This window comes from Streptomyces sp. NBC_01264, from assembly GCF_026340675.1.
In the GTDB taxonomy this organism is placed as follows: domain Bacteria; phylum Actinomycetota; class Actinomycetes; order Streptomycetales; family Streptomycetaceae; genus Streptomyces.
The window spans coordinates 3665825-3684607 of record NZ_JAPEOX010000001.1 but is presented as its reverse complement, the minus strand read 5'-3'; the positions used below and the strand labels follow the sequence as shown (position 1 = coordinate 3684607).

General features: G+C 70.8%; 17 protein-coding genes, 1 tRNA gene and 1 pseudogene. 12 read left to right on the top strand and 7 right to left on the bottom strand.

Going from position 1 to position 18783, the window contains the following annotated elements; genetic code table 11:
* Positions 1-26 precede the first annotated feature (26 nt).
* The 4 genes from OG435_RS17025 to OG435_RS17010 are packed head-to-tail and all read left to right on the top strand — an operon-like array spanning position 27 to position 2798.
* Positions 27-281, top strand: a complete 255-nt coding sequence (locus tag OG435_RS17025) for a hypothetical protein (protein ID WP_266877692.1) — start codon at positions 27-29, stop codon at positions 279-281.
* On the top strand, positions 278-982 hold the full coding sequence (locus OG435_RS17020) for an RraA family protein (RefSeq protein ID WP_266877691.1): 705 nt from the start codon (positions 278-280) through the stop codon (positions 980-982). Before OG435_RS17025 ends, OG435_RS17020 begins: the two co-directional genes overlap by 4 nt.
* Complete coding sequence (locus tag OG435_RS17015) at positions 982-2199, top strand: cytochrome P450 (protein ID WP_266877690.1); 1218 nt, start codon at positions 982-984, stop codon at positions 2197-2199. Before OG435_RS17020 ends, OG435_RS17015 begins: the two co-directional genes overlap by 1 nt.
* Positions 2196-2798 (top strand): O-methyltransferase, encoded by a 603-nt coding sequence (locus tag OG435_RS17010; protein ID WP_266877689.1) that lies wholly within the window; start codon positions 2196-2198, stop codon positions 2796-2798. Before OG435_RS17015 ends, OG435_RS17010 begins: the two co-directional genes overlap by 4 nt.
* Positions 2799-2970: 172 nt before the next feature.
* On the opposite strand, the gene OG435_RS17005 is transcribed toward OG435_RS17010, so the two are convergent.
* From OG435_RS17005 to OG435_RS16985, 5 genes are read right to left on the bottom strand one after another with little or no spacing between them, the layout of a single operon-like run.
* Positions 2971-3792: a hypothetical protein gene (locus OG435_RS17005; RefSeq protein WP_266877688.1), complete on the bottom strand. Its 822-nt coding sequence runs from the start codon at positions 3790-3792 to the stop codon at positions 2971-2973.
* Entirely contained in the window at positions 3789-4949 is a 1161-nt protein-coding gene (locus tag OG435_RS17000) for an acyl-CoA dehydrogenase family protein (protein ID WP_266877687.1), read from the bottom strand. The genes OG435_RS17005 and OG435_RS17000 overlap by 4 nt, the downstream gene beginning before the upstream one ends.
* Positions 4946-5203, bottom strand: coding sequence for an acyl carrier protein (locus tag OG435_RS16995; RefSeq protein WP_266877686.1), 258 nt, complete (start codon positions 5201-5203; stop codon positions 4946-4948). The genes OG435_RS17000 and OG435_RS16995 overlap by 4 nt, the downstream gene beginning before the upstream one ends.
* 10 nt (positions 5204-5213) lie before the next feature.
* Positions 5214-6626 carry a condensation domain-containing protein gene (locus OG435_RS16990; protein WP_266877685.1) on the bottom strand — a complete coding sequence of 471 codons (1413 nt, stop codon included), beginning with the start codon at positions 6624-6626 and terminating at the stop codon, positions 5214-5216.
* Positions 6598-7296: an AfsR/SARP family transcriptional regulator gene (locus tag OG435_RS16985; RefSeq protein ID WP_266877684.1), complete on the bottom strand. Its 699-nt coding sequence runs from the start codon at positions 7294-7296 to the stop codon at positions 6598-6600. Before OG435_RS16985 ends, OG435_RS16990 begins: the two co-directional genes overlap by 29 nt.
* Before the next feature lie 600 nt (positions 7297-7896).
* On the opposite strand from OG435_RS16985, the pseudogene OG435_RS16980 reads away from it, so the two are divergent.
* The 3 genes and pseudogenes from OG435_RS16980 to OG435_RS16970 form a co-directional block, all read left to right on the top strand.
* Positions 7897-8604: pseudogene (locus OG435_RS16980) on the top strand (glycosyltransferase); the annotation flags it as partial.
* 279 nt (positions 8605-8883) lie between these two features.
* Positions 8884-9618, top strand: coding sequence for an AzlC family ABC transporter permease (locus tag OG435_RS16975; protein WP_266877683.1), 735 nt, complete (start codon positions 8884-8886; stop codon positions 9616-9618).
* Positions 9615-9938, top strand: coding sequence for a branched-chain amino acid transporter permease (locus OG435_RS16970; protein WP_266877682.1), 324 nt, complete (start codon positions 9615-9617; stop codon positions 9936-9938). The genes OG435_RS16975 and OG435_RS16970 overlap by 4 nt, the downstream gene beginning before the upstream one ends.
* Before the next feature lie 98 nt (positions 9939-10036).
* On the opposite strand, the gene OG435_RS16965 is transcribed toward OG435_RS16970, so the two are convergent.
* Positions 10037-10792 (bottom strand): thioesterase II family protein, encoded by a 756-nt coding sequence (locus OG435_RS16965; protein WP_266877681.1) that lies wholly within the window; start codon positions 10790-10792, stop codon positions 10037-10039.
* A 267-nt stretch (positions 10793-11059) separates the two neighbouring features.
* Between OG435_RS16965 and OG435_RS16960 the strand changes: the two genes are divergently transcribed.
* Entirely contained in the window at positions 11060-12868 is a 1809-nt protein-coding gene (locus tag OG435_RS16960; RefSeq protein ID WP_266877680.1) for a non-ribosomal peptide synthetase, read from the top strand.
* A complete protein-coding gene (locus OG435_RS16955) occupies positions 12865-14091 on the top strand; it encodes a cytochrome P450 (protein WP_266877679.1) in 1227 nt (408 codons plus the stop codon). Before OG435_RS16960 ends, OG435_RS16955 begins: the two co-directional genes overlap by 4 nt.
* 224 nt (positions 14092-14315) lie before the next feature.
* Here OG435_RS16955 and OG435_RS16950 read toward each other — a convergent pair.
* Positions 14316-14388: transfer RNA gene (locus tag OG435_RS16950), tRNA-Arg, on the bottom strand.
* A 332-nt stretch (positions 14389-14720) separates the two neighbouring features.
* Between OG435_RS16950 and OG435_RS16945 the strand changes: the two genes are divergently transcribed.
* From OG435_RS16945 to OG435_RS16935, 3 genes are all read left to right on the top strand, one after another.
* Positions 14721-16349, top strand: coding sequence for a dynamin family protein (locus OG435_RS16945; protein ID WP_266877678.1), 1629 nt, complete (start codon positions 14721-14723; stop codon positions 16347-16349).
* Between the two features lie 4 nt (positions 16350-16353).
* Entirely contained in the window at positions 16354-18180 is a 1827-nt protein-coding gene (locus tag OG435_RS16940; RefSeq protein ID WP_266877677.1) for a GTPase, read from the top strand.
* A 136-nt stretch (positions 18181-18316) separates the two neighbouring features.
* A complete protein-coding gene (locus OG435_RS16935; RefSeq protein ID WP_266877676.1) occupies positions 18317-18724 on the top strand; it encodes a single-stranded DNA-binding protein in 408 nt (135 codons plus the stop codon).
* Positions 18725-18783 lie beyond the last annotated feature (59 nt).

Genomic DNA, 18783 nt, shown 5'->3' with positions numbered 1-18783 from the left:
GACCCTCTGCCACAGGAGCAGCACACATGCAGCGTGAAGAGTTCTACGCCCGATTCTCCGACACCCTACGAACCCTCAGGGCGCCCCGCGAACTGCCGGTGCCCGGCCCCGCGGACAACCTCTGGGACCTCGGCTTCCTGGACTCCTTCGCGATGGTGGAGGTCCTGATGCACCTGGAGGAGCTCGTCGGGCGGGAGATCGAGCTCACCGCCGACTCCCTGCGCACCTTCCACAACCTGGAGCGCATCTACGACACCTACGTGGCGGAGGTGGCGGCATGAGCACCCCCGACGAGCAGCGGATCGCCGAGATCCGCGCGGACTTCGCCGGCTTCGGCTGCGCCCAGCTGCGGGACGCGGCGCCCAAGTACGTCGAGGTGGTGGCCTGGCCGCTGCAGCGCCGCACCCCGGTCACCCACCTCGCGGGCCCGGCCTTCCCCGTCGCCACGGACAACGACATGCTCCCGGTCCTGCAGGGCCTCGACGCCACTCCGCCGGGACACGTCCTGCTGGTCACCAACACCGCCCCGCGCTCCGAGGCGCTTGCCGGAGACATCCTGGCCACGGCCGCCGTCGCCCAGGGGCTGGGCGGCCTGGTGGTCAACGGCGCCGTCCGGGACGTCGGCTATCTGCGGGGCCTCGACCTCGCCGTGTACTCGACCGAGGTCGACATCATCTCGGCGAAGACCGCGCTGGTCCCGGCCGCCCAGCTGCCCATGGAGGTCACGGTCCCGATCGTCGACGAGTCCGGGAGCGTCGACGCGACGATCGAGGTCGGCGCCGGTGACTGGGTCTTCGGCGACGAGGACGCCGTCGTACTCGTGCGCGCCCGGCACCTGTCGGCCGTGTTCTCCGCGGCCAGGATCCTGCAAGGGCAGGAGGAGCAACTGCGCGAGGCGCTGCGGGGAGGCCACCGGCTCAGCGAGGTCTGCGGACTCCACGACTACATCGCGGGGACCGGCCCCCTGCGCATGGACGTCTGATGCGGCCGGCCGTCGTCGAACCGGCCGTCGTCGAACCGGCCCTCGTCGAACCGGCGGACGCCGAGGGGCTCGCCGACTTCGACGCCTCCCTGCATCCGCAGGACCCCTGGGCGTACTACGCCTGGTTCCGCGAGCACCGGCCGGTCGGCTGGTCGGAGGTCCACCGGTGCTTCTTCGTCCACGGCCACGCCCCCGCCGACACCGTGTTCCGCAGCTCGCACTTCACCGTGGAGCACCCCTTCCGGCGCAGCCGCCAGGCACTGGGGCCGACGCTGCTCGACACCGACGGCCCCGACCACACCCGGCTGCGGCCCTTCGTGAACGCCGACCTGACCGGGACCGCCGTACGGACACTGATCGAGCGGGTGGTCAGGCCCACCGCGGCGGAGCTCGCGACAAGAATGTCGGCCCTGGGCGCGGGCGACTTCGTGGAGAACTTCGCCATGGAACTGCCGCTGCGGGTGGCGGTGGCCCTCACCGGCCTCGACCCCGCCGACCGGTACTGGCTTGCCGACCGGCTGCGCCCCCTCATCGACTGCCTGGACCGGACCACCGCCCCGCTCGGCCCGGCCGCCGATGCCCGCGACGCCCTTGAGGCGCACACCGCCGAGGTGCTCCGCAAGGGCCTCGGGCGCGGCGGCCTCCTGGGGCGCTGCGCGCAGGCCGACGGCCTGGACCTCTCCGAGGCGGAGATCGTCCGGACCGCCACCCTGCTGCTCAGCGCGGGCACCGAGACCACGGTCTGCTCCCTGGCCAACGCGGTGGTCTGCCTGCTCACGGTCGACGGCGTCCAGGAGGATCTACGCGAAGGGCGGGTGAGCGTGACGGACTTCGTCCGCGAGGTGCTGCGCTGGCAGCCCCCCATGCACTTCACCCTCCGCTACGCCCGCCAGGACACGGAGCTCGGCGGGGTCGCCATCCCGGCAGGAGCGGCGGTACAGCTGAACCTGGCCTCCGCCAACCGGGACGAGACCGTCTTCGCGGACGCCGACCGGTTCGTGGCGGGCCGCTCCGAACGCTCGGAACTGACCTTCGGCCGAGGCCGGCACTCCTGCCCCGGAAACCGGCTGGCGGCCGCCGAGATCGAATACGCTGTCGACGAACTGCTCGCGCGCACGACGTCCCTGTCCTCACCGGACGGGACCGTGCCGCCAGTGGTGGGCGTCACCTTCCGCAGGCCGCGCAGCCTGCCCGTCCTGCTGAGGAGCACCCGGTGAGCGTGGAACCAGCGGCCGTACGGCCCGAGAACCCGGCGGGATCGCCCGCCGACGTACTGGAATCGCTCGCCCGGTCCTGTGCCCTGCTCGGCTTCGACATGTCGTGCGACCCGCGCACCGGAGCGCTGCTGCGCACCCTCGCGGCGGCCCGGCCCGGTGGCCGGATCCTCGAACTCGGCACGGGAGCGGGCATGTCCACCGCCTGGCTGCTCGACGGCATGGCCGCCGACAGCACGCTGCTGACCGTGGAGAGCGAGTCGCCCCTGGTCGAGGTGGCCCGGCTGCATCTCGGGCACGACCCGCGGGTGCGGTTCGTCCACGGTGATGCCGGTGCGCTGATCGAGCGGCTCGAAGGAGACCGGTTCGACCTGGTCTTCGCCGATACCTGGGCCGGGAAGTTCGAAAGGCTCGACGAGACCCTGGAACTGCTCGCCCCGGGGGCGCTGTACGTGGTGGACGACCTGCTGCCCCAGCCCTCCTGGCCCGCCGGGCATGGCCCGAAGGCCGAGGCGCTGGCGGAGCGCCTGATGTCCGACGGGCGGCTCAGGGCGACCCGCCTCGACTGGTCTTCGGGCCTGATCGTCGCCGCCAGGATCTGAGGCCCGTGGCGGATGAGGCCGCTTCATCCGGGCATTGCTTCGCCCCGTCGACCGGTCGGTCGGCGGGGCGAAGTACTGCGCGGTGGCGGGTCGTTCCAGCCGTGTCGGAGTTCCAGTGGTGTCGGAGCTCCAGCGGTGTCAGAGGCCCAGCGGTGTCAGAGGTCCAGCCGTGTCAGAGGTCCAGCACCCGGCGGACGGCCGGCGGCCAGGACGCGAGGTCGTCGCCGTGCCGGTGGCGCAGTGCGATCAGGATGCGGTCCAGGCCGAAGGCCAGACAGGCACTGTGACCGAAGGACCCGTCGGGCAGCGTGAAGCCGAACGTCTCTCCGAAGTGCTCCTTGTGCCAATTGGCCGAGGCGATCGATTGCACGAGCCCGTCGGCGAGCTCGGTGGTCACCTCCCATTTGAGCTCCTCGGCCCGCTGTACGGCTGCCACCAGGCGGCCCGGGCGGCCGAAGAAGGGGTCGCTGGCAGCGATCACCTCGGTGGCCAGACCCAGCCCGCGCAGCCAGCCGTCGGCGACCACCAGTACCTCGTCCCGCCAGCCTTCGACGGCGTCCGGAGCCCCGAACCGCACGATCTCGTACATCCGGAAGGAGCGGAGCCGCCCGGTCTCCGAGGTGGCCTCGCCCCGGTAGCAGGTGGCCTCCACGCTCAGGGAACGTTCCCCCGTGATCGTCTCTCCGGCGACCAGCGGGTACAGGTGGTGGCAGGCCGCCGAGGTGAGGGCCAGGTCCGTCGGGCCGGGCTCGCCGCCGTCCGGGTTGCCCTGCACGGTGCCGAGGAGCTGGGGGAACGACTGCGGGTACCCGGCGAGGTCCAGGGTGGCGCGGGCGATCACCGGCGGGGCGCTGTAGTGCTCCAGGGTCTGCGTGCCGAACAGCGCGGCGAGGCCGGCGCGCAGCCCGTCGATGACGCGGACGTCCCTGCCGGGAGCGAGGGTCACCCCGGGTGCTCCGGCCCGGTGCGCGGTCGTCGGTACCGACGTGGTCATCGTTCCCCCTTGGCGAGCAGTAGTGACTGTGCGTTGGCCGCCAGCAGCCGGCCGTTGCCGATCATCAGCGGCGCGGAGTAGGTGTCGCGCAGGATCCGGGCGACGGAGTGGGGGCCGGGCTCCGCGAAGCCGGCCATGCCGCAGACCTGGAGGGCGAGCCGGGCCGTCTCGACGGCGTTCTCCGAGACACCCACCTTGAGGGCGTTCAGCTCGATGCCCAGGCCCAGTGTCGGCTCCTGGCCCGCGTGGAGCACGGGTGCGGCGGCCCGTACCGCCGCGTCCACCTGGCCCCGTATCCCCGCCAGCTTCGCGTGCGCCGCGGCGAGGGCGGGCACGAGTGCGGGCGCGCCCGAGCGGGCCTTCTCGCGGACGTACGACACCGCCCGGTGGACCGCCTCGGCGGCGAGCCCGCTCCAGACGCCGGCCCACAGCAGGTGGGACAGCGGCACCATGGTGCGAGCCGCGATCTCCCCGAAGGGGACCGGCAGGACCTGCGACTCGTCGAACGAGGCCCGCAGCCGAAACGCGGGGCTGCAGGTGCCGCGCATGCCGAGCGTGTCCCACTCGCCGGTCTGTACCAGCTCGGTCTGGTCGCGGGTGGCCAGCACGGCCACCTGACCGCCGGCGCCGGCGTCCGCGCTCTTGCGGGCGGTGATCAGGTAGGCGTCCGCGTGCGCTCCGTAGGAGACGGTCGTGCCCTCCTTCTCGAGCGTACGGGTGCCCCCGCTCCCGCCCTCACCGCCGCCGACGCCCGCCAGACTGCTGCCCAGATCCCCGCCGACTCCGCGCTCGCTGGTCACCGAGGCGATCAGCCAGCGGTCGGCGACGGCCCGCCGCGTCAGCGGCGCGTCCGGGTGGTGGCGCACCAGGCAGGCCAGCTGGGCTTGGTGCATGGCCCAGATCATCGCGGTGGCCCCGCAGCCGCGGGCGAGCCGCTCGGCGACGGTCACGAGGGCGGCCGGGCCGAGGCCGGCCCCGCCCAGCTCGACGGGGGCCACGGCGGTCAACAGACCGGTATCGCGGATCACTTTGAGCGCCTCGGCGGGCAGCCGGGCCCCGCGGTCGACGTCGGCGGCGGACGCGGCGGCCTGCTCTGCCGCGGCCCGTACGGCCTGTTCGATGTCCGGGGGGAGGTGTTCCCCCGTGGGCGAGGTCATCCGGTGGTGGCCTTCCGTTCTTCGAGGAGCGGGGCGAGCACCGTCCCGAGACTGCGGATGCTGGCGAAGGTGTCCCGGGTCAGGGACCCGTCGGGGAACTCCACCCCGTAGTGGTCCTCCAGTCGCAGCATCATCTGCACGCTGGTCATCGAATCCATGCCGGCGTCCCACAGGTCCCCGCCGGCCGCCAGTTGCGGCACGATCTCGCGGAGCTTGGGCACCTCGGAGATGACCTTCCTGATTTCCTCTTCCATGTGCTTCTCCTCAGTGCTCCGGGCGATGTGGCGAGACGGTCGCCGCGCCGAGCGTCGACTCGACGAGGCGGCTGACCGGACCGTCGTCGGCTCCGGCGGCGGCCCGCAGCAGGGCCAGTACTTCGTGGCCGATCTCCTCGGAGGCCTCCAGGCCCCCGGCCGGCCCTCCGAAGTACGAACGGAGGGTCGTCCGGCGGGGCGAGAAGCCGAACCGCCAGGTGGTCACGGTCAGATCGTGCGAGGGTTCGAACGCGCCGTGCCCGGTCACGACGCGCCGCTCCACCGGATCGGCGGCATGGGCGTCGTCGGCGTCCTCCATCCAGACGTGCAGCTGGATGTACTCCGCTCCGTCGTCGAGCAGGGTCCGGCCGAACTCCGGGATCTCCCAGGCCAGTTCGGAAACGCTCAGGAGTGCTCCCCGGAACCCGCGCCAGGTGCCGGCCATCATCGCCTTCATGAAGGCCGACAGAGGCTGGTCGGGGTCCACCCGGCAGACCACGGGCCGGTCATGGGCGAAGAGCCCGACGGCGACTTCCGAGGCGGCGTCGCGGCGCGTGGAGACGGGACTGAAGAGGACGAAGCGGTTGCGGCCGCTGCGGCGCCAGATGGCCAGCGCCGTGAGGGAGGCCATCACCGCGAAGGGCGTGGATTCGTGGGTCGCGCTCACCGCCGTCACCAGATCGTGCAGCTCCGACCCGACGAAGGTGCTGTCGACCTGACTTCGGGTCAGGGGCGCCGGCCCGTCGGCGGGCCGGTGCGGCATGAGCCCGGTGAGCGGCTCGACGCCCTCCAAGGCCTCGGTCCAGCCCCTCAGTTCCTTCTCGCGCCGCGCACCCGCCCCGGTCGTCCGGTCGCGGCACAACTCCGCGAAGCCCTTGGGGAGCGGCTCGAGGTCTCCGCCTCCCTCGAGGAGACGGGTCAGATCGGCGGCGACGATCGCCGCCGAGTTGCCGTCGCACGTGAAGTGATCGAGGGCGACGGTGAGATGACGGGTACGCCCCTCCGCGTCCTGGACGAGTTCGAAGTGGGTACGGGCGGCTTCGCCGCGGCGCTGCTCGGTGTTGAGCAGTTCGCCGCGCCGTCGCTCCAGGAGCGCTACGGCGTCCTCCCCGGGCCCGGCCGTGGTGACGACCAGGCCGGCCGTGGCGGCGGTCACCGTCTGCACGAAGGGGGAGCGCCCGCAGAGGTGGGTGCGCAGCGCGTCCTGGCGCTGCTGGAAGCGGGTCACGGCGTCACGCACGGCGTCGACGCCCACCCCCTCGGGCACGGCCACCGTGACGCGCATGTTGTGGAAGATCCCCGGCCCGAATAGCCCTTCGAGAAAATACATGCTCTCTTGTTCCGGCGAGAGCGGAAAATATGTCAACGCATTCACCTCTTCTGGCCTGGTCCCCTCACGCCGCCGAAGCGGGAACCCGCGCATCGGCGGACGGGATGTCGTGCCGCAGGACGGCCGTCAGGCATTCCCTCAGCAGAGGGGAGGGCTCGACGCCCTGCCCCTCGCGCAAGGCCCGCCTGATACGGGCGTACTCCGTCAGGGCCTCCGTCTGTCGCCCTGCCCGGTAGAGCGCGATCATGAGCTGGCGGGAGTAGTCCTCATGCACCGGATACAGCGCCGTCAACTCCTGGAGTTCACACAGGACTTGTGCGTGATGGCCGAGGACGAGCTGAATGTTGATCTTCTCGCTGGTGGCGGCCAGCCGGCTCTCTTCCAGCCGGGCTTGGACGCCGCGCAGCCAGGCGCCGTCCGACACTCCGCCCAGGGCGGGCCCGCGCCACAGGGACAACGCGCGGTCGTACAGAACCAGCGCCTCCTCCCCGCTCACCGCACGGGCCTCGGCGCACAGCCGGTCGAAGAGGTGCGAGTCGACCTCGTTCTCGCCTAACCGCAGTCCGTACCCCGGCCGGCCGGTGACCACGCGGGCATTGGCGAACCCGGCTCCGCAGGCGGAGTCCAGGTCCCTGCGCAGCCTGGACATCAGGGCGTGCAGGGCGTTGTCGGTCTTCTCGGGGCTTCCCCGGGTCCAGATCTCGCCCACCAGCGCGGCGTTGGAAACGATTGCAGGAGAAGCGCTCGCCAGAAGGGCGAGCAAGGTGCAGAGCCGTTCTCCCCTGACGGCGAATGTTCCCTGAGTCGTTTGGATGGATATAGGTCCCAATAGAGACACGCGCATAGCAGAATCCCCCATTCTCGCCGCCCATGTCCCGACAATGCGGTATCCACGGCGGCGGCCCATGCGTTGATCATGTTCACACGTGACCCATGGGAGGAGTCAACGGCCATCTCACCATTTGGTCTAAACCACTAACCGGCTTGCGCGCAAACATATTGACCGCTCCACCCGGCGGGACGCCGCGCAGGGGCCCCGTCGTCGCACCGCACGGCGGACACGGCCGGCTGTCGGGCCGTGCGGCGCCCGGCGGGTCGACCGGAGTTCCTGATACGGAGCTGACACGCCTCGGGGAGTTCCTGATATGAAGCTGACACGTCTGGGGGAGTTCCTGATGCGGAGCCGATACGCCGCTCAATATCAGCCACCGAAGCCGCCCCCATCTCGCCATTCGACCCAATTGTCACGTTTGATTGCTGTTGCTGATCCAGGAATGCCGGGGTGAAGCTTCTCCCCGCTCCGCAATCCGCATTGCTTCTCCTGGAGAATCCGCTGTCCCCGTATGCCCGCCCCGAGATCACGATCGTCATCGCCACCCAGCTGCGCGAGGACCGGCTCGGCTATCTCGACGCCATGCATGCCAGCCTGTGCCGGCAGAGCGTGCCGTGGGAGGCCGTGATCGCGATCGACGGCGCCGACCCCGCCCGCCTGCCCGCGCCCCTGGCCGAGGACCCGCGCGTGCGGACACTCGCGCTGCCCCGCCCCGTCGGAGCCGCGTGCGCCCGCAACCTCGCGCTCAACGAGGTGCGTACCCCCTTGATGAACTGGGCCGACGATGACGACGAACTCACCGAGGACAGTCTCGGCGCGCGGCTGACGGAGTTCAGGCACGCCGGGGTCGGCTGGGTCGCCGGATACAGCGAAGACCTCCACCCGGACGGTTCGACCACCCTGTGGAGGTGCCCCACCCCGCCCGGACGGCACGAGGCCGGGGACGTGTGGGCGTACTGGAAGAGCCCTTCGCACACCATCCCGATCGGCCCCACCACGATCCTGGCCCGCACCGATCTCGTACGCGCCGCCCCCATGGGCGGGCTGGTCCAGGGCGAGGACTACGTCTCGGCCCTGGGCATCACCGGCCTCGCTCCCGGCATCCTCCTGCCCCGGCCGGTCTACCGGTACCGCCAGCACGCAGGTCAGATGACCGCCCAAGGAGCCGTCTACCAGGCCCTGGAGGCGAAGGCGCGCATCCACGCCTGGAACTTCGGCCGCAGCCTCCGCGCCCTGGTGACCTCCAGGGATCCCGGAAGGAACGCCTGCGACGCCACCTGCCCCGCGCATTCCGGCCATTCCAGGAAGGAGGAGGGAATTCCGGTTCCGTATGACGGCGCGCGCATATTACGGGCGAATCATCGGGACGATCGGCGATCGGGCGCCGCTGAAATCGATCCCGGCCGTCCAGGTAATGGTTGCTGTTTGACAGTTCGATCGACGATGTGATCACGTATTGAGTGGCATGTCCGCCGGGTTTTCACCGGAGGACTTCCTGGGGGAGGGGGACGTACGGAAGTGACCGATACGCACGAATCGGTACACGAAGTGGGCGTGGAAAGGTTAGATCCTGTAGTACGCCTGGCGCTGCGGGACACGGTGCCGGTGGCCATGGGATACATCCCGCTCGGAGCTGCTTATGGGCTGCTCATGGTGGATGCGGGCCTGGACTGGTACTGGGCGCCGCTGTCGAGCGTCCTCGTATTCGCCGGCGCGATGCAGTTCCTCTCCGTTCCGTTGCTGGCAGCCGGAATTCCGCTTCTTCAGCTCGCCACGACCACGCTCGTGATCAACTTTCGCCACGTCTTCTACGGACTCTCCTTCCCGCTGCGCAAGCTGGACGGCTCCGCGCGCCGCGCCTACGGCGTGTTCGCCCTGACCGATGAGACCTACTCGTTGATCGCGGCCAAGGCGGGGGAGTCCCTTTCGGGTCGGCGCATCCTGTTCATCCAGCTGTTCAGCCATGCCTGGTGGATCATCGGCTCCACGATCGGTGCCGTTGCCTCGATGGCGCTGCCCAGCGGGATCCAGGGGATCGAATTCGCGCTCACCGCACTTTTCGTGGTGCTGGCCCAGGAGCACTTCTACAAGCGGGAGAACGCCAGGCCCATGCTGTACGGAGCGGTGGCGGGCGTGGCGGGAACCTTCGCCGGGAACAAGCAGTTCCTCACCGTGGCCATGGCGGTATTCCTGGTGATGGTGGCTGCGGAAGCCGTGCGGGACAGCCGACGGGCACTGAAGGCGTCGCGGTGAGCGGCGGCTACCTGATCGCGGCCGTCGCGGTCATGGCGGCGGTGACCCTCGCCCTGCGCGCCGCGCCGTTCGTGATGCTGCAGCGGGTCTCGGACTCGCCGGTCATGCGTTCCCTCGGCGGGCTGATGCCGCCCGGCGTCATGGTGATCCTGGTGCTGTACAGCGTCAGTTCCCTGGAGACCGAGGCCCTCTCCGACTACGTGCCGGCCGTGGGAGGCATCGTCGCGACCGCCGCGGCGTACCACTGGAAGCGCAACGCTCTGCTCGGCATCGTCACCGGTACCTGTACGTACATGGCCCTGCTGCGCCTTCTCGGCTGACCGCGACCGCGACCGCGACCTCGACCTCGACCTCGACTGACCGTGACCTCGGCGGGCACCTCGGCGGCCACTTCGCGGAGCCGCCCGCCGGGGTCCGGTCAGCGGGCGCCGACCGCGACCTCGATCAGCTCGCGCAGGGCCCGTGCGGGTTCGGGCCGTTCATAGACATAGAAGTGACCTCCGGGAAATCCCCGGAAAGGGGCGGGTGTGGCAGACGGATTCTGCCACGACGTGAGCTCCTTTTCGATCAGCGTGTTGTCGTCCATTCCGTACCAGACCTCCAGCGGCATCCATTCCTCCTGGTCGACCTGTGAAAAAGTGTCGGCCAGGTGTAGGTCGTGCCCGAGCAGGCTGAGCGCGTAGTCCAGGAATTCCTCGTCCTCGAACATTTCGGGAGGGCATCCACCGAACGCGTGAAGTGCGGCGAGCAGCTGTTCGTGATTCCGGACCACGAATGGCTCCGACGGCATGGTCGCCGAATCCGCGGTGGCCCGTGCGGACCGGGAGGAGGAAACCACGACCCGGGTGACCAGGGACCGCTTTTCGGCGCCGAGTGCCTGCACCGCGGCGTAGGCGAAGAGGGCGCCGAGGCTGTGCCCCATGACCACCACGGGCCGGTCGACGAGTGCTTCCACATCCGGCTGCAGACGCTCCAGCGCTTCTTTGAAACTGCGGGCGCGAACTGCCTCCTCGCCCGGCTCGCGCCCGGCGAGTTCGAAGAGCACGCTCTCGCAGGAATCCTGCAATTTCTGGGCCACCGGCAGGAAAGAGGAGGCGGAGCCTCCGGCGTGATGGAAAGCCAGGAAACGGACCGGCGCACTGCTGTTTCCCGTGCGTATGTAAGTCTCGGGCATGAGAGCCTTTCTGATAAGTGTCGACATCCTTCCTAGTGGATGAGGTCGGGGCGATCAAGGGATTTCCGGGATAAGCTCCAGATTGCCCATCTCGGATGATGATACGGAGTTGTCGGCCACTGCCGGGACTGCCTAGCTTGTTTCCCGCTGCCTGGGTGGTCCGCTCAATGGACCCTAAGTGGCCGCGTTGAATTCTCGTACGAACTCTGCTGTTCGTGCTGTTCTGAGATGGTAATTCCTAGGGGGACCATTGTGACTCTGTTGGAAATGTTCCGGGGGGCAGTGCGGGGCCGGCCGGAGGGTGTCGCGGTCCGTGACGAGAACACGGCCCTCACGTACACGGAGCTCGACGCCCGCTCCGACTCCTTCGCCCAGACACTGCGCGACCGGGGCATCGGCCGTGAGGATCACGTCGCCTACTGCCTGGACCGCGGGGTGCAGGTCTACGTGGCCCTGCTCGGGATCCTCAAGGCGGGCGCCGCGTACGTTCCGGTCGACGCCCGCTACCCGGACGCCCGCCGCGACCTGATGATCACGGAGAGCCAGCCCTCGCTGGTCGTCACGGAGCCGGGCTGGGCGACGCGCCTCGCCTCCCTCGGCGACGAGGACCTGGACATCCTCGAGTTCGTACTCGACGACCATGACAAGCCCCTGCGTGAGGAGCTTCCCGAGGCCGAGGGGGTGGACGCGGCCGCGGTCCTGTTCACCTCCGGTTCCTCGGGCAAGCCCAAGGCCGTCGTCCTGGAACACCGCAACCTGGTCCACTTCGCCACCAACCCGGCGCTGCCCGCCCTCACTTCACAGGACCGTGTCGGCGCCGTCTCCAGCCTCTCCTTCGACGCCTTCCACTGGGAGACCTGGTGCGGCTTCGCGGGCGGCGCTGAGATCGTCGTCCTGCCGACCATGCCGGATCTGCTGACCCGCGACATCAAGCGGGAGCTGCGCCGCCGCCGGATCACGGCCATGCTCGTGCCCACGATGGCCGTCAACCATGTGGTCCGCGAGGACCGCGAAGCCTTCGCCGATCTGCGTGTGCTGTGCACCGGCGGCGACGTCGTGCTCGCCTCCGCCTGCCGGGAGCTGCTCGCCGGCACCTTCTCCGGCCTGCTCTACAACCTCTACGGCCCGACCGAGGGCGCCACCGCCTGTACGGCCCACCACGTCGCCGAACTCGCGGCCGACGCGGACTCGGTGCCGATCGGCCGCGCCCTCGACGGCAGCTTCCTCTACGTCCTGGACTCCACCGGCGCACCGGTTGCCGAGGGGGAGGCGGGCGAACTGTTCATCGGTGGCCCGGGTGTGGCCCGTGGCTACCTGGGCCGCCCGGACCTGACGGACGAGAAGTTCCACCCGGACCGGTTCGCCGCGGGGGGTGGACGGATGTACGCCACGGGCGATGTCGTACGCCGCGACGGCGACGGTGTCCTTTCCTACGTGGGGCGTGCCGACGATCAGGTGAAGATCCGCGGCTACCGGGTCGAGCCCCGGGAAGTCGAGCGCATCCTCACCCGCTGCGCCGGCATCCAGGACGTCGCCGTGCTCGCGGTCGGCTCGGGCAGTGACAAGCATCTGGTCGCCCTCGTGGTCAACGACGACTCGATACCCCTGAACCAGCTGCGCGCGTACGCCGAGCGGGAGATGCCGGACTTCATGGTCCCCAGCTCCATCAGCCGGGTCACCGAGATCCCGGCCAACTCGCACGGCAAGCGCGACCTGGCACGGCTGCGCGACCTCGCCGATGAGACGCTGCGCCGCAGCGTCGACCACGTGGCGCCGCGGGACGAGATCGAGCGCTACCTCGCCGACCTGTGGGTCCAGCTGCTCGCCGTCGAACAGGTCGGCGCCACCGACGAGTTCTTCGCCCTCGGTGGCAACTCGCTGCTGTCCTTCAGGATGCTGCGTCGGCTCACCCGTGACCTGGACGTGCAGGTCAGCGCCCGTGAGGTCCTCGCCACCGGCCGCCTCGAAGACCTGGCCCGGCTGATCAGGGACCGCAAGGACAGCAAGGACAGCAAGGACAGCAAGGGCAGTCAGGACAGCCAACCCAGCCAGGACAAGGAGCCGCAGCGCGCATGACCTCCCCCACCGCAGTCCAGATCGATCTGACCGACCCGGACCAGTTCGTGGAGCAGCGCCACTACGAGATGTTCTCCTGGCTCAGGGAGAACGACCCGGTGCACTGGCACGCCACCGGTGACGGCCCCGGCTTCTGGGCGCTGACCACCTACGAGGACGTGGCGGCCGGCTACCTCAACCACACGGACTTCAGCTCGGAGGCCGGCCCCATGCTGGGCGGCTCCCTGTACAGCGACGGCGACCCCTCGGCCGGCCAGATGCTGGTCTCCACCGACCCGCCGCGCCACCGGATGCTCCGCCAGCAGCTGCACCAGACGTTCTCCCAGCACGTCATCAAGCAGGTCGCCCATCAGGTCGGGGAGCTGGTGGACGCCGCCATCGGGCGGGCGCTGGCCGATGGCGGCTGCGATTTCTCCACCGACATCGCCGAGGAACTCCCGGCCGGGGCGCTGATGGTGATGATGGGGATCTCCCGCTCCCGGGCCCACGAGCTCATCGGCTTGACCCGCAGCATGATCGGCTACCGGGACCCGCTCCTGGTCACCGACGCGGAGGACGACGAGCGGCTGCGGCTCGCCGTGATTCAGGCGGACATCTTCGAATTCTGCGCCGAGCTCCTGCGCGAGAAGCGCGCGAACCCGGGTGACGACCTCATCAGCCGGTTGCTGGGGGCCGAACTCAACGGCCGCCCGTGGACCGAGAACGAGATCCTCTTCAACTGCATGAACATCGCGGTGGGCGGCGACGAGACCTCCTCCTACACGGCCTGCGCCGGCGTGGTGGCCCTCGATGAGCACCCCGATCAGCTCGGGCGGCTCCGCAGCAGCCCTCAGCTGCTGGACGGCGCTCTCAACGAGATCCTGCGGTGGAACTCGACCAACCTCTATGTGCACCGGGTCGCCCTGCGTGACACGGTCGTACGGGGCAAGGACATCCGGCGCGGTGAGTCCGTCACGAAGTGGAACGTCTCCGCCAACCGGGACCCCGCACAGTTCCGGAACCCCGAGTCCTTCGACATCACCCGTAGCCCCAACAAGCACATGTCGTACGGCATCGGCATCCACCGGTGCATCGGCGCCATGCTCGCGCACACGGAACTGACCGTTCTCTTCCGCAAGTTGCTCGATCCGGACCTGAGGATCGCGGTCGCCGGACCGCCGCGCCGGCTGCGGTCGAACTTCATCCAGGGCATCACCAGGCTCCCGGTCGCGCTGACCCGATGAAACACGGGGGCGGGCAGCGCTGACCGCTGTCCACGCCTCGGGCCGTGTCCGCCGTCCGCAGCCGGCGAGGGGCACGGGCCGAGGCGCGATCGGCGGCGGAGGGGCACGCCATCCGCCCGGTGCCGTGTCCGGGCTTACGTCATCGCTACGGAGTCCAGGCTAAAGTGCCCTGACCTGCACGAAAGCCCTCCACGGGGGAGGGCTTCGGGGTGGGACGGGAAAAGTGCCCCCGGCAGGACTCGAACCTGCGGCCAAGTGCTTAGAAGGCACCTGCTCTATCCACTGAGCTACGGGGGCCGGAAGGTGGCCGTGGTGGCCTGGAGCCCCTGGGTGGGGGTGGGGCTGTGGTCCGTGCCGGGTCAAGGATAGGGCTCCGGTTGCCTTGTCCCGGTTGCTTCACTCGCGTGCCACGATGTGGAGGTTCGGTGAAGCGGTCCCGATAATCGCAGGCAGGTGCGATTCTCGCATCGCTTTTGCGCCGTGGCGCCCTGGGTGTTGTGCACTCGTTATGCCTGCGCCCCACTCGTCCGCTGTGTCCGGGATGTGCCGCTGGAGTAGCGCTCGGCGCGCAGAGGACGTATAAGCTTCAAAAATGCTCCTAAATTGGGCATTCTTCGCATGTGGTGACCTTGGATGTTCGGCCTCAGCTGCTCGATGCCCTGTCCGCCCTGCGCGACCGGGTCGCGTCCGTGCGTCTGCCGCTGCCCCTGCCCGGCGCCCCCCGCGCCCGCCAGACCAGAGCGGAGCTGCTCGCGCAGCTCGACGACTATCTCGTACCCCGGCTGAAGGCGCCGGAGGCGCCGCTGCTCGCCGTCGTCGGCGGGTCCACCGGAGCCGGTAAGTCCACCCTCGTCAACTCCCTCGTGGGGCGCCAGGTGAGTGAAGCCGGGGTACTCCGGCCCACGACGCGCACCCCCGTCCTCGTCTGCCATCCGGATGACCACCACTGGTTCGCCGGGGTGCGGGTGCTGCCCGATCTGATGCGGGTCTGGGCACCCCAGGACGACGAGGACACCCCCGCGTCCGCCCGGCGGACCCCCCGCCGACCGGGTGACAAGTACGGGCACGGGTACCCGGCCACCACCCGCGAGGTGCGGATCGAGACCGTCTCCACCCTGCCCCGCGGCCTGGCCATCCTCGACGCCCCCGACATCGACTCCCTCGTGGTCGACAACCGGACGCTCGCGGCCCAGCTCATCTGCGCCGCGGACGTCTGGGTGATGGTCACCACCGCCTCGCGGTACGCCGACGCCGTGCCCTGGCACCTCCTGCGCACCGCCAAGCAGTACAAGGCCACCCTCGTCACCGTCCTCGACCGGGTCCCGCACCAGGTGCTCACCGAGGTCTCCCGGCAGTACGGGGCTCTGCTCACGCGGGCCGGGCTGGGCGAGGTGCCCCGGTTCACGGTTCCCGAGCTGCCCGAATCGGCCGGCGGGGGCGGGCTGCTGCCCGCCAGCGCCGTGGCCCCGCTGTTCGCCTGGCTCGCGCACCACGCGCAGGACCCGGCCGCCCGCCAGTACGCCGTCGGGCGCACCGCCCTCGGCGCGCTCGACTCCCTCGGGCGCCGGATGCCGGAGCTCGCCTCGGCCGTCGCGGCCCAGCACGCCGCCGCCGTACGGCTGACCTTCGCCGTCGAGGACGCCTACAAGAGGGAGGGCAAGCGGGTCCGGGGCCGCCTCGACCGGGGCGCCGTACTCGCCGGGGACGCGCTGACCCGCTGGCGCGGCTACCCGCTCGACACCAGCGCCGACGAACTGCTCGACTCCCTCGCGGAATCCCTCGCGGCGCTGCTCCAGTGCGCCGTGGCCGCCGCCGACGAACGGATCGTAGATGCCTGGCGCCGCGAGCCCGCCGCCGGCGCCGTGTCCCTGCCCGCCCCCGACCGGGAGGCGGCGGAACGTATCGGCATGGCCGTACGCCGCTGGCGGCGCGTGCTGGAGGAACTCGCCGAGGAAGAGGTCGCGCGGCTCGACAAGCAGCCCGCGCCCGACCCTGACGGGGTCGCCGCCCTGCTCGTCGCGGCCCTCCTCGGCGGCAAGCGGGCCCGGCCGGCCGGGGAGAAGCTCGCCGAGCGGATCGGAGTACAGGCCGCCGTACGCCTGCGCGACCGGGGCGGCGAGCTCGTCGCGGAGCACCTCGACCAGGTGCTGCGCGCCGAACGCGACCGCCGCCTCGCCCCGATCGAAGCGCTCGAAGTCAGTCCCGAACCCCAGGCCGAGCTGATCGCCGCGCTGTCCCTACTGCAGAAGGAGAGGTGACGCGGTGACCGCCCTGACCGACCGCACCGACGACCGCTGGGACGACGGACTGATCGCCCGCTCACGCCCCCGGGCCGGCGAGGACGACTGGCCCGCGAGCGGTGACGCGGAGGGCGACGAAGCACTCGTACGAGCGGTTTCCGGCGCCGGAAGCGACGGTGGCAAGGCCCCCGCGCCCCCGCTCAGCCCCGAGGCGCAGGCCCTGCGCGTCCGACTCGACGCACTGCGCCAGCTCATCGGGCTGTCCCGGACCCGGATCCTCGACGGGAAGACCCTCGCCGAAGCCGGACGCGTCCTCGACGAGGCGGCCGCGCGCCGCGGGCTGTCGGCGCAGCACACCGTCGTCGCCATCGCCGGAGCCACCGGAAGCGGCAAGTCCACGCTCTTCAACTCACTCGCCGGAGTGCAGATCTCCGAGACCGGGCTGCGCAGGCCGACGACCGCCGCGCCCATCGCGTGCAGCTGGTCCGACGGGGCCGCGGGACTGCTGGACCGCCTCGAGATCCCCGGACGGCTGCGCCGCCGCCCCCGCGAGACCTCGGAGGCCGAGGCGCTGCGCGGCATGGTCCTCGTCGACCTGCCCGATCTGGACTCGGCGGTCGGAGCCCACCGCGACCACGTGGACCGGGTACTGGCGCTGGTCGACGCGGTGGTGTGGGTGGTGGATCCGGAGAAGTACGCGGACGCCGTCCTGCACGAGCGCTACCTGCGCCCGCTGGCCGGGCACGCCGAGGTGACCTTCGTCGTGCTGAACCAGGTGGACCGGCTGCCCGGGGAATCCGCCGACCTCGTCCTGGACGACCTGCGCAGACTCCTCGACGACGACGGGATCGCGCTCGGTGAACACGGCGAGCCCGGAGCCACCGTCATCGGGCTTTCCGCCCTTACGGGTGAGGGCGTCGGGGAACTGCGCGAGATGCTCGGACAGTTCACCCAGGAGAAGGGCGCCGCGACCCGCCGCATCTGCGCCGACGTGGACAGGGCCGCGGCCCGCCTGCGGCCGCTCTACGTGGCCGACGGCCACGCCGGGCCGGAGATCGGGGAGACCGCGCGCGCCGAGTTCGAGGACCGGCTCGCCGAGGCGGTCGGGGCGTACGCGGCCGGGCTCGCCGCCGAGCGGGCCTGGCGGCGCAACGCCGGCAAGGCCTGCGGCACCCCGTGGCTGCGCCTGTGGCGGTGGTACGAGAGCCGGCGCGCCCCGCGCTCGCTGTCGGGCCTCGCCGTCCTGGCGGCCATGGGGCGTTCCCAGACGGCCCCCGAACAGCCGGTCGAGGAAGAGGTGACGGCCCGCCAGCGGGTGGAACAGGCCGTACGGACCGTCGCCGACGAGGCGGTCATCGGCCTGCCCGACCCCTGGGCCCAGGCCGTACGGGAGACCGCGGTCCGCGGTGCCGAAGGGCTCCCCCAGGCGCTGGACGAGATCGCGGTGACCCTCGGGCCGGCGGTCGCGATGCCCAGCGCCCGCCCGCCGCGGCCCTCGTGGTGGCCGGCGGCGGTGCTGGCGCAGGCGGCCATGACCCTGCTCCAGATCTACGGCGGGCTGTGGCTGGCCGGGCAGATCGCCGGATTCCTGGCACCGAGCCTGATGCCGCCGGTCCTGCTGATGGTGGCCGGCATCATCGGCGGACCCCTCGTGGAGTGGGCCTGCTCGATCGGGGCCCGCGGTCCGGCGCGGCGCTACGGGCAGGACGCGGAGCGGCGGCTGCGCCAGGCGGCGGCCGGCTGCGGCCGGGCCCGGGTGCTGGAGCCGGTGGCGGCGGAGCTGCTGCGCTACCGGGAAGTGCGCGAGCAGTACGCGACGGTGGCGAAGTTGTCCACAAGCCGCCAGTAGTCCACAGGCGCCGACGGGTTCCGGCCGCCCGGGCCAGCATGGTCCCACCCCGTGCGGATGGGCCGGACGGGTAGGGAACGCGGGTCGGGGCGGCGCGTGGTCGAGCGCGCCGCCGGACCCCGGAAGGGCGGCCGGGATGAACGACACCCAGGTGACGCTGGTGGGTTACGTGGCCACGCAGATCGACTACAAGGACACGGCGGGCGGTCCGGCGGCCCGGTTCCGCTTCGCCGTCACCCCGCGGTACTACGACCGGAAGAAGGAGGCCTGGGCGGACGCGCCCACGAGCTTCTACACGGTGTGGGCCCGGCGCGGACTCGCGGTGAACCTGGCCGGGTCGGTATCCGTCGGTGAACCGCTCGTGGTGCACGGAAGGCTGCGGGTGCGGGAGGACCCGCCCGACGGGGAGGGCAACCGGTGGTTCTCGGCCAACATCGACGCGACCGCCATCGGGCACGACCTCAACCGCGGCACGGCGGCCTTCCGGCGGGTCGTCAGGACGGACGTACCGCTGATGACCACTCAGAAGGCGGCGGTGGTCTGAGTGTTCGAGGAGGCTAGGATTCCCCGGTACTCACGGGCACCTGGGCCTTCGGCCCGAAG

Coding starts and splice junctions, on each gene's coding strand:
- OG435_RS16965 (WP_266877681.1), bottom strand. CDS start 10,792: ATGCCCGAGACTTACATACGCACGGGAAACAGCAGTGCGCCGGTCCGT.
- OG435_RS16960 (WP_266877680.1), top strand. CDS start 11,060: ATGTTCCGGGGGGCAGTGCGGGGCCGGCCGGAGGGTGTCGCGGTCCGT.
- OG435_RS16955 (WP_266877679.1), top strand. CDS start 12,865: ATGACCTCCCCCACCGCAGTCCAGATCGATCTGACCGACCCGGACCAG.
- OG435_RS17000 (WP_266877687.1), bottom strand. CDS start 4,949: ATGACCTCGCCCACGGGGGAACACCTCCCCCCGGACATCGAACAGGCC.
- OG435_RS17005 (WP_266877688.1), bottom strand. CDS start 3,792: ATGACCACGTCGGTACCGACGACCGCGCACCGGGCCGGAGCACCCGGG.
- OG435_RS17025 (WP_266877692.1), top strand. CDS start 27: ATGCAGCGTGAAGAGTTCTACGCCCGATTCTCCGACACCCTACGAACC.
- OG435_RS16990 (WP_266877685.1), bottom strand. CDS start 6,626: ATGCGCGGGTTCCCGCTTCGGCGGCGTGAGGGGACCAGGCCAGAAGAG.
- OG435_RS16995 (WP_266877686.1), bottom strand. CDS start 5,203: ATGGAAGAGGAAATCAGGAAGGTCATCTCCGAGGTGCCCAAGCTCCGC.
- OG435_RS17020 (WP_266877691.1), top strand. CDS start 278: ATGAGCACCCCCGACGAGCAGCGGATCGCCGAGATCCGCGCGGACTTC.
- OG435_RS17015 (WP_266877690.1), top strand. CDS start 982: ATGCGGCCGGCCGTCGTCGAACCGGCCGTCGTCGAACCGGCCCTCGTC.
- OG435_RS16935 (WP_266877676.1), top strand. CDS start 18,317: ATGAACGACACCCAGGTGACGCTGGTGGGTTACGTGGCCACGCAGATC.